This is a genomic window from Virgibacillus pantothenticus (assembly GCF_018075365.1).
In the GTDB taxonomy this organism is placed as follows: domain Bacteria; phylum Bacillota; class Bacilli; order Bacillales; family Amphibacillaceae; genus Virgibacillus; species Virgibacillus pantothenticus.
In genome coordinates this window covers 4,275,398-4,289,425 of sequence record NZ_CP073011.1, presented here as the reverse complement: position 1 = coordinate 4,289,425, position 14,028 = coordinate 4,275,398, and the positions used below count along the sequence as shown (strand labels likewise).

12 protein-coding genes are annotated in these 14,028 nt (G+C 39.3%); all 12 read left to right on the top strand.

Translation table 11 applies throughout. The annotated features are described in order from the left end of the window. The first annotated feature begins 53 nt into the window (after positions 1-53). The 12 genes from KBP50_RS19910 (at position 54) to KBP50_RS19855 (ending at position 13,403) form a co-directional block, all read left to right on the top strand. Positions 54-911 carry a class II fructose-bisphosphate aldolase gene (locus KBP50_RS19910; protein ID WP_050350949.1) on the top strand — a complete coding sequence of 286 codons (858 nt, stop codon included), beginning with the start codon at positions 54-56 and terminating at the stop codon, positions 909-911. A gap of 35 nt (positions 912-946) precedes the next feature. Continuing rightward, positions 947-1,588, top strand: coding sequence for a fructose-6-phosphate aldolase (gene fsa, locus KBP50_RS19905; protein WP_050350950.1), 642 nt, complete (start codon positions 947-949; stop codon positions 1,586-1,588). A 283-nt stretch (positions 1,589-1,871) separates the two neighbouring features. Beyond that, positions 1,872-3,158 carry a UDP-N-acetylglucosamine 1-carboxyvinyltransferase gene (locus KBP50_RS19900; RefSeq protein ID WP_050350951.1) on the top strand — a complete coding sequence of 429 codons (1,287 nt, stop codon included), beginning with the start codon at positions 1,872-1,874 and terminating at the stop codon, positions 3,156-3,158. A gap of 606 nt (positions 3,159-3,764) precedes the next feature. Then, on the top strand, positions 3,765-4,730 hold the full coding sequence (glpX, locus tag KBP50_RS19895; RefSeq protein ID WP_050350952.1) for a class II fructose-bisphosphatase: 966 nt from the start codon (positions 3,765-3,767) through the stop codon (positions 4,728-4,730). A gap of 857 nt (positions 4,731-5,587) precedes the next feature. Continuing rightward, positions 5,588-6,871, top strand: coding sequence for a transcription termination factor Rho (rho, locus tag KBP50_RS19890; RefSeq protein WP_050351168.1), 1,284 nt, complete (start codon positions 5,588-5,590; stop codon positions 6,869-6,871). Between the two features lie 170 nt (positions 6,872-7,041). Next, a complete protein-coding gene (locus tag KBP50_RS19885) occupies positions 7,042-7,287 on the top strand; it encodes a type B 50S ribosomal protein L31 (RefSeq protein WP_050350953.1) in 246 nt (81 codons plus the stop codon). Between the two features lie 343 nt (positions 7,288-7,630). Then, a complete protein-coding gene (locus KBP50_RS19880) occupies positions 7,631-8,251 on the top strand; it encodes a thymidine kinase (RefSeq protein ID WP_050350954.1) in 621 nt (206 codons plus the stop codon). Positions 8,252-8,458: 207 nt separating this feature from the next. Further along, positions 8,459-9,529 (top strand): peptide chain release factor 1, encoded by a 1,071-nt coding sequence (prfA, locus tag KBP50_RS19875; RefSeq protein WP_050350955.1) that lies wholly within the window; start codon positions 8,459-8,461, stop codon positions 9,527-9,529. A gap of 5 nt (positions 9,530-9,534) precedes the next feature. Then, positions 9,535-10,395 carry a peptide chain release factor N(5)-glutamine methyltransferase gene (gene prmC, locus KBP50_RS19870; RefSeq protein WP_050350956.1) on the top strand — a complete coding sequence of 287 codons (861 nt, stop codon included), beginning with the start codon at positions 9,535-9,537 and terminating at the stop codon, positions 10,393-10,395. A gap of 71 nt (positions 10,396-10,466) precedes the next feature. Continuing rightward, on the top strand, positions 10,467-11,108 hold the full coding sequence (spoIIR, locus tag KBP50_RS19865; protein WP_050350957.1) for a stage II sporulation protein R: 642 nt from the start codon (positions 10,467-10,469) through the stop codon (positions 11,106-11,108). Between the two features lie 69 nt (positions 11,109-11,177). After that, positions 11,178-11,579: a GNAT family N-acetyltransferase gene (locus KBP50_RS19860; protein ID WP_050350958.1), complete on the top strand. Its 402-nt coding sequence runs from the start codon at positions 11,178-11,180 to the stop codon at positions 11,577-11,579. A gap of 792 nt (positions 11,580-12,371) precedes the next feature. Beyond that, positions 12,372-13,403, top strand: coding sequence for an L-threonylcarbamoyladenylate synthase (locus KBP50_RS19855; RefSeq protein ID WP_050350959.1), 1,032 nt, complete (start codon positions 12,372-12,374; stop codon positions 13,401-13,403). Positions 13,404-14,028: the final 625 nt, after the last annotated feature.

The window sequence follows — 14,028 nt, the reverse complement described above, 5'->3', positions numbered from 1 at the left end:
TTAGTGTAATTTATTTTGACATAGGTGTAATGTTCATCTAGAGGAGGATATACATGCCATTAGTATCAATGAAAGAAATGTTAGAAAAAGGGAAAGAAAATGGTTATGCAGTTGGTCAATTTAACTTAAATAACCTTGAGTACGCTCAAGCCATTTTGCAAGCTGCCGAAGAAGAAAAGTCTCCGGTTATTTTAGGGGTTTCAGAAGGTGCTGCAAGATATATGGGTGGTTTTAACGTTGTTGTAGCAATGGTAAAATCACTGATGGACGCATATGGCACGACTGTACCTGTAGCGATACATTTAGATCATGGCTCTAGCTTTGCAAAGTGTGCAGAAGCTATTCATGCTGGATTCACTTCTGTTATGATTGATGCTTCTCATGATCCATTAGAAGAAAATATAGCTGTTACCAAAAAAGTAGTTGAGTTAGCTCATCTGCACGGTGTATCTGTAGAAGCTGAACTAGGAACTGTTGGTGGTCAGGAAGATGATGTTGTTGCTGACGGCGTCATCTATGCAGATCCAAAAGAGTGTAAAAAACTTGTTGAGGCAACAGATATTGACTGTTTAGCTCCAGCACTTGGATCTGTTCACGGTCCATATAAAGGGGAACCGAACCTTGGTTTTGAAGAAATGGAAGAAATTCTTAACACTGTACAAATTCCGCTAGTTCTTCATGGAGGTACAGGGATACCAACAAAAGATATTCAACGTGCTATTTCTCTAGGAACAGCTAAGATTAATGTGAATACAGAGAATCAAATTGCGCAGGCGAATAAGGTACGTGAAGTTTTGAACGAAAAACCTGATCTATATGACCCACGTAAATATTTAGGGCCTGGAAAAGATGCGATTAAAGAAACTGTCATTAGTAAAATGCGTGAATTCGGTTCATCGCAAAAAGCATAAATTTGCTTAAAAATATGTGAAGGGGGCAGGAATTTATGAAATTCTTTATTGATACAGCAAATATTGAGGAGATTCGTGAAGCAAATGCACTAGGTGTTCTGGATGGTGTAACCACTAACCCTAGCCTTGTTGCAAAAGAAGGTGTTTCTTTTCATGATCGTTTACGGGAAATCACCAGTGAAGTGTCTGGCTCTGTCAGTGCTGAAGTAATCGCAGAAGATGCAGAAGGCATGATTCGTGAAGGGAAAGAACTTGCAGCAATTGCGCCTAATATTACAGTGAAAGTTCCGATGACACTAGAAGGCTTAAAAGCAGTAAAAACATTTAGCGATTTAAATATTAAAACGAACGTTACACTTATTTTTAATGCAAATCAAGCTTTACTTGCTGCTCGAGCGGGCGCGACTTATGTGTCCCCTTTTCTAGGACGTTTAGATGATATTGGTCATAACGGAATAGATCTGATTGAAACAATTGCTGATATCTTTAATAAACATGAGATCCACACCGAAATCATTGCTGCATCAATCCGCCATCCTTTACATGTTGTAGACGCTGCTAAAAACGGTGCACATATAGCAACCATTCCATTTAAAGTGCTTCAGCAGCTAGTTGCCCATCCATTAACGGATCAAGGAATTGAAAAGTTTTTAGCTGATTGGAATAAGCAAAAGTAGTAGCATAAAAATGGAAATGTTGTACACCCTAAGAACAAATGCAGTTCTATCCCGCATGTAAGGTGCTGTAAGACTCCCGCTTCAAGAGGTAAGTAAATACAAACAAATCTAAGTAGGAGATCACAGCACCTAAATGCCCGATTAGTTCAACTAAACATTCAGAAAGAGATGGAGAAAATCTTCTTCTGAATGAAGTTTTACTTTATGTACTGTAATAAAGATTGCAAGTAATGTGGGCGTAAAATATGCGCTCGCATGTTCCTTGCTTAAGTGAGGTTTTTACATGCAAAAAATGTTCGTTGAAGGTGGTCATTTACTAAATGGCAAAGTTCGAATAAGTGGAGCGAAAAATAGTGCTGTCGCATTGTTGCCTGCTGCTATATTGGCTGATTCTGACGTAACTATTGAGGGACTTCCACAAATATCTGATGTGTATACGTTAGGGGATTTGCTGGAAGAAATAGGTGGTTCTGTTTCCTGGGACGGTCAAACCGTCCATATAAACCCTGCAAATATGATAGCGATGCCACTTCCAAATGGGAAGGTAAAAAAGCTTAGGGCGTCGTATTATTTTATGGGAGCAATGCTCGGAAAATTTAAAAAAGCGGTAATTGGATTGCCTGGTGGTTGCTTTCTAGGACCTCGTCCGATTGACCAGCATATTAAAGGTTTTGAAGCGCTAGGTGCAGAAGTTACCAATGAACAAGGAGCAATTTACTTACGTGCAAAGGAATTGATTGGTGCACGTATTTATTTGGATGTTGTTAGCGTAGGGGCGACGATCAATATTATGCTCGCGGCTGTTAAAGCAAAAGGAAAGACGATCATAGAAAATGCAGCTAAAGAACCTGAAATTATTGATGTAGCCACTTTGCTTACGAATATGGGAGCAAAAATCAAAGGCGTTGGTACGGATGTTATTCGAATTGAAGGTGTTCCTCATTTAAGTGGCTGCCGCCACACGATCATTCCAGACCGAATTGAAGCGGGAACGTATGCAATTGCAGCTGCTGCTATGGGCAAAGAAGTAACCATTGATAATGTAATTCCTCCGCATTTGGAATCTCTATTAGCGAAATTGCGGGAAATGGGCGTTCCAGTAGAGGAAAGCAATGAACAACTCTTTATTGCACCGAAACAACCATTTAAAAGTGTGGATATAAAAACACTTGTATATCCTGGTTTTCCGACAGATTTGCAGCAGCCGTTTACTACATTATTAACAAAAGCAGAAAGCACAGGGGTTGTAACAGATACGATTTATTCTGCAAGGTTGAAGCATATCGATGAGCTACGCAGAATGAATGCCTCGATTAAGGTGGAAGGTGGATCAGCCATCGTAACAGGGCCTGTACAATTACAAGGGGCTAAAGTAAATGCAACCGACCTTCGTGCTGGAGCAGCATTGATTATCGCAGGTTTAATGGCCGACGGAATTACCGAAATTACTGGGCTTGACCATATCGACCGAGGTTATGAAAACATTACGGAAAAGTTAACGAATCTGGGCGCTAAAATCTGGCGCGATAAGATGACACAACAAGAGATACAAGAATTACAAAACTCATAGCATCATCAGCTACAAAAAAACTTCTGTTAAGTTGGTTTGGTAGCTCCAACCATCGATAAGATTTTCGACAGTCATTTAAGGTGGAAGGCTCAACTGCTAAAAAATCATTCAAACTCATGCTAACCACCCACATTTTCTTATAAAGTGCTTGTTCAAAAAGGAGATAAAAAAAGCCCCGAGGTCAGCTAAGGTCTCAGGCGTCCTTGAAAAAGATAAACCCTCTTTCTGCGTGCGATGTGTTGCTGATGTAGCTTTCATTGTCCGTTTGGGCGCTGACACTAACACATCCTCGTGCCTAGGCTCAAAGCGGTGAAGTTCGAGTAGCGTGCTTATATAAGGATGTACTCATTTCTATGTTATCCACAGGACGTAGGTGTTTTAGTAAAAAATCACATATGTATTTAGATACATGAGCAAAAGTATGGGTTTTCTCGAAACCCGTTATCACGCAGGGAAAGGGTCATCCTTTTCCAAGGCACGGAGAAATAAGCCAACTAGAAATATTGTTGTGTCATTTTAGTCCACTTTTTGAACAAGTTCATAGAGAGATACTTTTGTAAAATTTCTTCTTGGGATGAGGAAAGTTTACAAAAGGGAGAGATAAATATGGAAAGAAGTTTAACAATGGAATTAGTGAGAGTAACAGAAGCGGCTGCTTTAAAATCAGCACGCTGGATGGGAAGAGGAAAAAAAGAGGAAGCTGATGATGCAGCAACAACTGCGATGCGTGCTGTTTTTGATACCATTCCTATGCAAGGTACGGTTGTCATTGGTGAGGGAGAGATGGACGAAGCACCTATGCTCTATATAGGAGAACAGCTCGGCACAGGTAATGGACCTGGTGTGGATGTTGCTGTTGACCCGCTGGAAGGCACGAGTATCGTCGCAAATGGATCCTGGAATGCTCTTTCTGTCATTGCAATCGCAGATAAAGGTACATTATTACATGCACCAGATATGTATATGGACAAGATTGCAGTAGGTCCTCAAGCAGTTGGTAAGATCGATATTAATGCTTCTACACTGGAAAATTTACAAGCTGTTGCAAAAGCTAAACATAAAGCTGTGGAGGATGTAGTTGTAACGGTTTTGGATCGACCACGCCATCAAAAATTGATTGAAGAAATTCGTGAAGCAGGCGCCAGAATCAAATTGATTTCTAATGGAGATGTTGCAGGTGCTATCAATACAGCTTTTGATGAAACAGGCGTTGATATTTTAATGGGAATTGGCGGTGCCCCAGAAGGCGTTATTGCAGCTGCTGCTCTCAAATGCTTAGGAGGGGAAATGCAGGGCAAACTAGTTCCTACAAACAAAGAGGAAGCTGACCGCTGTGCGAAAATGGGCATAGTTGATATTAATAAAGTTTTGTATATGAATGATTTTTGTAGTGGAGATGACGCCATTTTTGCTGCTACTGGAGTTACAGATGGGGAGTTATTAAAAGGTGTTCAATTTAAAGGAACAGAAGCAACAACGGAAACAGTAGTTATGCGGGCTAAAAGTGGCACTGTTCGTTTTATCGATGGTACACATAGTTTACAGAAAAAACCAGACCTCGTTATCAAGTAATAGGTATGGGCTACGTAAAAACTGGGAATAAATAAGGAAGATCTCTTTATTTCTTTCATCTTTAGAAAACAATGTGTAGACTTACCTTTAAAAAGAAAAGGAAGCTATTTAAGCAAGCTTCCTTTTCTTTTCAATATGGGGAATGTATCCGTTGCATTGTTAACGAGAATGGTACTAGTATGCTACAATAAAGATACATTCGTAATTTCTTAAAATAAATATCAATATAGTGTTGAATCTTGCACGTTAAAAGAGTATTATGGTATATGTTTATGATATACGTAATATGTTGAACTTCGAATCTAGCTTCTACAATTTTTCTTCATTTCTGCGAAGACAGACCTTCCAACAAAGAAGTGAAAATTCTATTTGGTTGTATATATCTTGTACCATGTTACGGGAAATGAACGAACCATCCAGTAAATTGGTTCAAGCTACGTTACAGATTGAGTATAGATGAATAAGATCTGATTAAAAAGCAAGATTGCTTAAGGGAGAAAGAGAGATAAGTATAGAAAGCATGTGATCGAACAACCATCCTATACAAATATTTATAACTCGATTTAAATTTAAGGTTGCCCAATTGAAAGGACAAATGCAAGAAAAACTCCATTGGTCTTCACCTCAGTAAGATAGTATACCCTGATAACGAAGCAGTAGCATGTTTCATGATTAATTGATACAGCTAAACCCAAAGTTATAGCATATGTAAATATGTGCTGTGAAGGAAAGCTTTAAAGTAGGTTAAACTCATTATAAAACTGTAGATGGTTGAAGCGGAAAGCAATTTTTGCTTGTTAAAAAAGATTTTTATTATTATTCAAAATTTAAAAAATTATAATAGGTGTGGTGATTTTATGGCAGGACTAACTATCTCCCGTTTGGGGACGTTAACATTAAAAGAAATATACCAATTAGCACGAGAATATAAAATTTCTTATTATGCCAAGTTAACGAAAAAAGAACTTATTTTTGCAATTTTAAAAGCACAGGCAGAAAAGGATGGTTACCTCTTCATGGATGGGATATTAGAGATTATCCCATCAGAGGGATTTGGCTTTTTAAGACCGATTAACTACTCGCCAAGTGCTGAAGATATTTATATTTCTGCTTCGCAAATCCGTCGCTTTGACCTACGAAATGGCGATAAAGTGTCTGGAAAGGTTCGTCCTCCTAAGGAAAATGAAAGATATTACGGATTACTGCACGTAGATGCTGTTAACGGGGATGATCCAGAAACAGCGAAAGAACGTGTGCATTTTCCTGCTTTAACAGCATTATATCCTGACCGGCTCATGAAGCTGGAAACGAAAACCAATGAAATATCAACCCGAATTATTGATTTAATGACTCCTGTTGGCTATGGCCAGCGGGGACTTATTGTCGCTCCTCCTAAAGCTGGTAAGACAACTCTACTAAAGGAGATTGCCAATAGTATTTCGGAAAATCATCCAAATGCGAAACTTATTATTCTGTTAGTGGATGAACGTCCTGAAGAAGTAACCGATATCGAACGTTCTGTGCATCCGGACGTTGATGTTGTAAGCTCCACATTCGATGAAGTGCCTGAGAGTCATATTAAAGTATCTGAGCTCGTATTGGAACGGGCGATGCGCCTGGTAGAGCATAAACGAGATGTTATTGTGTTAATGGATAGTATTACACGTTTGGCGCGAGCGTATAATCTTGTTATACCACCTAGTGGACGTACCTTATCAGGTGGTATCGACCCAGCTGCATTTCATCGTCCAAAGCGCTTTTTTGGGGCAGCTCGTAATATTGAAGAGGGTGGAAGCTTTACTGTACTAGCAACTGCGTTGATCGATACTGGTTCACGCATGGATGATGTGATTTATGAAGAATTTAAAGGAACTGGGAATATGGAATTGCATTTAGATCGTAATTTAGCTCAGCGACGTATATTTCCGGCCATTGATATTTTACGTTCTGGTACCAGAAAAGAAGAATTACTTGTTGATAAGGCGCATTTAGATAAAATGTGGGCCATTCGTAAAACCATGCAGGATTCCAACGATTTTCTGGAGCGTTTCCTACGTAGATTAAGAGCTTCGAAAAACAATGAAGAATTTTTCCAAAAGATGGATGAAGAAATGAAGCGACGCGGTATGAAACGTTCGTAAAGTGAAGAAGTTATTGATTTAGGGAAACAATGGGCAAATCCCACTATTGCATTCCCGAAATCATCCTGTTATAATCTTTTTATGTGAGTTTAGATCAGGTATTTTACCTATGAGGGCTCTTGCAATAACTCTGTTTCCAAAGGACTCAGGGCAAAAAGGAGTGGAAAGACATGAAAAAGGATATTCATCCAGAGTACCAAAAAGTAGTTTTTCTTGATACGAGTTCCGATTTTAAATTTTTAAGTGGATCTACGAAAACATCCAACGAAACAATTGAATGGGAAGATGGTAATACGTACCCATTAATTCGTGTTGAGATTAGCTCAGAATCACATCCATTCTACACTGGTAAGCAAAAAGCTGACAAAGTCGGTGGTCGAGTGGATCGCTTCAAGAAAAAATATAATATGAAGTAAATTGATGGAACGTAACAAGTTCCTAAAAAGTATGATCCAGTTACAATAGTGTATAAAACAGGCAAAATGTCCAATCTTTGCCTGTTTTTTTACTTTTAAGCGTTCAATTAGCCATGTAGCTGTTGATATAAATGTACTGCTAAAATATAGTAAACCAGACATAATAGGAACCTGATCCGTTATTTTCCTTTCAGGTTTTTCTAATTAAAAGAGACTTGGCTGTCGAGAGTAATATTAAAATTAGCCGATTCGGTGCCCAGCAATGATTAATGTGCATTAAAATAAGAAAACGGGCGTTAAACAGAATGAATAAACGAAATTTTGGAAAGTGGGGACAAGAGGTATGTATGTAATGAAACAAAGTGGCTGGGTAGAATTGATTTGTGGGAGTATGTTTTCAGGGAAATCTGAGGAATTGATTCGCCGGGTTCGACGTGCTACATACGCTAACTTAGTAGTCCGTGTCTTTAAGCCAGCGATTGATGATCGATATAAAAAAGAGGCAGTTGTTTCTCACAATGGTGCATCTATTATAGCACGACCTATAAAAGCTGTAGAAGATTTAATGGAGCATATCGATGAGAATGTGGACATTGTTGGTATAGACGAAGCGCAATTTTTTGATGCTTCGATTGTTACTATCGTAGAACAGTTAGCGGATATGGGGATTCGCGTTATTGTAGCTGGCTTAGATACTGATTTTCGTGGAGAACCTTTTGGCTCGATGCCTGAATTAATGGCGTTAAGTGAATCGGTCACCAAATTAAATGCTATTTGCCCAATATGTGGTTCACCAGCAAGTAGGACGCAGCGTTTAATTAATGGACAACCAGCTTCTTATGACGATCCAATTATATTAGTAGGCGCTTCCGAGTCCTATGAGCCTAGATGTCGCCACCACCATGAAGTACCAAATAAACCAAATCCTGTTGTCCATACGCGTTTGTCAAAGCTAATGAAATAGGACAGGATTCCTTAAGAAAAGGGTTCTTTTCTAGGAGGGACAATCATGCTTAGAAAGCTTGTAATAATAAAAAATGGCATAAAGTAAGAGTGAGGTAAGAATTGTTGCTCCCATATATGCTTGCCGGGCTTGAGGAGTTCCACCGATTTTGACCTTAGAAGGGGAGTATACTATAATTATACTGTTAATCAGAAAGAGGTGGCCGTGATGTTAGATCGTTTACAATCTTTAGAAGATCGTTACAATAAATTAAATGAATTGCTAAGTGATCCGGAAATTATTAGTGATGCAAATAAACTTCGGGAATATTCCAAGGAGCAGTCTGGTTTAGAAGATGTTGTTCAAGCTTACCGCGAATATAAAGATGTCGTCCAGCAGTTAAAGGATGCAAAAGAAATGCAAGAAGAACAGCTAGATGAAGAAATGGAAGAAATGGTGAAACTTGAAATAAGTGAACTTACAGAAAATAAACAGCAATTGGAAGAAAAAATGAAGGTTTTACTATTACCGAAAGATCCAAATGACGATAAAAACGTATTTATGGAAATCCGTGGTGCAGCGGGTGGAGATGAAGCGGCATTATTTGCTGGTGATTTATATCGTATGTATGCGCGTTATGCTGAAAGCTATGGCTGGAAGCTTGAAGTGATGGAAGCCCATACGACAGGTGTAGGTGGGTATAAAGAAATTATTTTTATGATCAGTGGGAAAGGTGCGTACTCTCGTCTGAAATATGAAAACGGCGCACATCGTGTACAGCGCGTTCCTGAAACGGAGTCAGGTGGACGGATTCATACGTCTACAGCAACCGTAGCTGTACTTCCAGAAGCGGAAGAAGTAGAAGTGGACATTCACGACAAAGATATTCGTGTTGATACATTTGCTTCAAGTGGTCCAGGGGGACAAAGTGTAAATACAACAATGTCAGCTGTTCGGTTAACGCATATCCCAACGGGCATTGTTGTGTCTATTCAGGATGAAAAGTCACAAATAAAAAACAAAGAAAAAGCAATGAAAGTGCTACGTGCTAGAATATATGATATGTATCAACAGGAAGCACAGGCAGAATACGATGAAAACCGCAAGTCTGCTGTAGGTACAGGAGATCGTTCGGAGCGTATTCGCACATATAATTTTCCGCAAAATCGTGTAACCGATCATCGGATCGGCTTGACGATTCAAAAGCTGGATCAAATTCTGGAAGGAAAATTAGACGATATTATTGATGCGCTGATTATGGAAGAACAAACGAAAAAACTGGAACAAATTGGTGAATAATGTCTATGGAAGCAAACAAACAACATGAAGTCCTCAGATGGGCTTCCCTTTTTTTAGAGGAAAATGGTCGGGAACAGCATGTAGCAGTTATTCTTCTAAAGCATTATTTACAGGTTTCTACAGCCAAATTTTACATGAATATGCAGGAGCCTGTTCCTGAAGAAGTACTTTCAAGATATGTCGCTGCTATTAAAGAGCATGCGACAACTGGAGTGCCAGCCCAGCATCTTATGGGATATGCTTCGTTTTACGGGCGAGAATATAAGGTGAACGAACATGTACTTATCCCCAGACCGGAAACAGAAGAGTTAGTTCAGCAAGTAATTATATCTGTGAATGACCATAATGTGGATAAGACACCAACTATTGTTGATATAGGTACAGGAAGTGGGATTATTGCGATCACACTCGCTTTAGAGCTACCTAATGCCATTGTTTACGCTACAGATATTTCAGAACAGGCATTAACAGTAGCGAAGGAAAATGCTGCTTACCATCAAGCTGCGGTCAAATTTGCTAACGGCGATTTCTTAGAACCAATGCTTCAACGTAATGTTCAGGTAGATGTAATAGTTAGTAATCCTCCCTATATTGCTATCAGTGAAGCACCTTTTATGACAGATACGGTGAAACATTTTGACCCGGAGTTGGCCTTATTTGCTGATCGTAATGGTCTAGCTGCGTACGAAAAAATCATAAGCCAAATGGTACAGCTACCAGAAATGCCCCGTTTAACTGTTTTCGAAATAGGTTATCAACAGGGGAAGCCTGTCTCTGATTTGATCAAGTCTGTTTATCCAGACAGTCATCCACAAGTGTTACAAGACATGAATGGAAAAGACCGAATGGTCATCGTAAAAAAATAATTTTGCAGAATACTAGTTTAAAATCATCAACCTTTGAACATAATGGTGAATAACAAAGGGGGAAGACGGTGATGAAAAAGCTAGTATTTTTTGTTGTTATATTTTTAGTAGGATTTTTAAGTATTCCAGGGCAAGTCATTAGTCAAAAATCGGAGGAAAAGTCGCTTCGTGATCAGGAAGATTATCAAGTTATTCCTGATGAAGCGATCCGTTTACGTATATTAGCAAATAGTGATAATGAATCTGATCAGCAATTAAAAAGAAACATACGCGACCGTGTGAATGAAGAAATTACGACTTGGGTAGAAGATATTACAAACATTGAGGAAGCTAGAAGTTTAATAGAAAAACGGATTCCAGAAATCAATCAGATTGTAGGCTCTGCACTCGAGGAAGCAGGAGTGAAGCAAAATTATGAAGTGACTTATGGTAAAGCGGTTTCCTTTCCTGCTAAAATATATGGTTCATTTGTATATCCAGCAGGTAAATACGAGGCTGTACTGATTACAATTGGAGAAGGTAAGGGAGATAATTGGTGGTGTGTTTTATTTCCGCCGCTCTGTTTTTTGGACTTCTCCAATGGGACTAGTGCTGTGTCAGCTGAAACAATGGGAGAAGAAGAGGCTAAAGGAGAAGAGACAAAAGAAAAAGAGGAGCAGGAGGAAGATACGAAAGTAACATTTTTCTTATTTGAATGGCTTGGATGGTCATAGTTAAAAGAAGAGTTGCATAAACTTCTTTAATATAAGGAAAGCTATTAAACCAGATAGAGGTGAGTAGAAATGAATTTAGTTCAGGCCAGTAAAGCGTCTGCGGAAAAATTGGAGCATTTTTTACAAAACAATCCAAACTTAAATGAGTATAGCTTATTACAGAGAGGCTATGTAGTGGAATTGCAAGGTGAAATTGAAGGTTGTTTTATTCTTGAGGAAATGGAAAAAGGCACCTATTGGTTAAAGCAATTGTACATTACACAATCAGAAGCAGCCGTCCTTCCTGTATTATTGGAATCTATTTTAACAATGGCTAAACAGCAGCATGCTCAGCGCGTGTATGTGCATAGTCATCAGCCAGTTGTGGATATATTACTTGAGGCTTTACAGTTTCATCCACAAAAAGAAAGGGCATTTGTGAATAAATATGACCAAAGAGACGGGAATTGGTGGTTGTACCATGTATCTTAATAGGCTGTTAGATAAGTGAAGTCTCCATTAGTGTGGGTTTTCTTTCATACCCCAGTAATGGCTAGTATTGCAAAGAGGAGGAGCTGATGGCGCCCTTGAATGAATCGGAAATCAGGTTTTGTATCTACTTGAGCTTCCGGTGTGAGGGTTTCATAGCAACTTTTTCTCGGAATAAATTGCAAAAAATTAAGTTATTAACAACGTTATCCACTGTTTTTGTGGATAACTTTAAAATACGCTGTGGATAATGTGTATAAATAGAAAAACAACTAAAATAAATAAGGTTTATATAATAAAACCATGTGGATATCCTGTTGATTTGTTATCCACATGGTTTTATTTTTTTATTGTACAGGAACCTATAAACTTAGGTGCTTATGGATAATGAAATAACCGACTAGCCACGTCCGACGCATGAGCCCAGCAACGATGCGACTTTAGAAATGCGCCCTACGATAAGGCCTCATCGGTTCGTCACTAAGAGGGAGGCCGACTAAAACCGGGCTTGCCGCCCGACGTCGGCATACCCCTGTTTTTAGTGGCATGATTCCTTTATCTCAGTTGATTCGTTCCATTCGCTACGTTGCTAAACGGGCGCTTGCGCCTTTGTTCTAAAAATAGACTACAAAGCTTTAAAGTATATTTAAGTGACGTATAACTGTTGATTTTGGGTCCAAGCTCATAGGTGAATTATAAAGGATAAATACAAACAAAATGATTATAGCTACTTGTTTCATTGCACAACAAGCTTTGATTTACTAAAATAATGGTAGTAGAAAAGAGGTAACCGCGATGAAAACGAAGTATTGGAATATTTACCAAGCTAATGAAAAACAGCAGCAGGAGGCAATTATGGAAGCCAGTCTGCTACTTCAACAAGGTGAAACAGTTGCTTTTCCAACAGAAACAGTATATGGATTAGGAGCTGATGCTACGAATGAACAGGCTGTACGAAAAATTTTCCAAGCAAAGGGTCGACCCCAGGACAATCCGTTAATTGTTCATGTAGCAGCTGTTTCCCAAATAGAAAAGCTTGTTCGCAATTGGCCTTCATATGTGGATAAGCTGTTAGAAGCATATACACCAGGTCCCCTTACATTTGTTTTGCCAAGCAATGGCACGTGTACAACGTCTGTAACAGCAGGGTTAGATACAATTGGTGTGCGTATTCCAAGTCACCCTGTTGCTCGGCAATTGTTATCCACATGTCATTTGCCAATTGCTGCACCAAGTGCAAATATATCCGGAAGGCCTAGCCCGACCAGTGCAAAGCATGTATGGGAAGATTTATATGGGAAAATTGCTGGTGTCGTTGATGGTGGTGCTACTGGGGTTGGTGTAGAGTCAACGGTTATTGATTGTACACAGGATATTCCCGTAATTTTACGCCCTGGTGGGATTACGGCGGAGCAAATAGAAAAAATAGCAGGTGCTGTTATGGTGGACCCTGGTTTAACAACTGAAAACGGAAAACCAAAATCACCTGGTATGAAGTATCGGCATTATGCCCCTGAAGTACCGTTGTGGATTGTTTCCGGGTCTAAAGGCGACATACAAGCTACGGTTCATCGTTTGCAAACAGAAGGAAAACGTGTTGGTGTAATGGGGAAGGATAGTACCATATTGCATCTTCATGCGAATGCTGCAATTAAGCTGGGAAACACGATGGAGCAAGTAGCTGCCAACTTATATGATGCATTGCGTACCTTTAAATTAGGAGAAGTTGATATTATTCTTTGTGAAGCTTTTTCAGAACATGGAATGGGACAAGCAGTAATGAATCGTTTATCGAAAGCAGCTACTCGCATGATTTCACTACAATAAGCATAAAGCATCGAAATTTATTTTAAGAGAAAAAGTAGCATGGTGAAACCAGGAAAATGAGCAGTGTCCGTTTTTTTTGGTTTGTTATCATGAAAAGAACGCAAACGATGAACTTAGACATATGTGTATCTACTTTCTTCGGATAAAATGGTAGTAAGCCTTGCTCTCCATCGTATGAGGTAAAACCAACGATAGGGTTCAGGTTGCGAGCCAAAACCTGTTCTCTATCGCACAAAAATATAGAAAAAACACTATCTAACGATAAGCATACTCCGCGCCGAATATGTCAACATAAAAAACCTCCATTCACAATAATGGTCGGTCATAACCGCCATTATAAAAACGAGGATGATTTAATAGGCAGGGCTTTTTGTTATCGTATAGGAAATATAAAATTGGTGCTTGTGGATAACGAAATAACCGATTAGTCACGTCCAGCTCCATCGCCTAGCAACGAGGCGACTTTAGAAATGCGCTCTACGATAAGTCATCATCGGTGGCCGACTAAAAACGGGCTTGACGCCCAGACGTCGGCATACCCCTGTTTTAGTGGCACGATTCCTTTATCTTTAGTTGATTCGTTCATTCTCTACGTTGCTAAACGGGCGCCCCGAGCCTTTGTTAT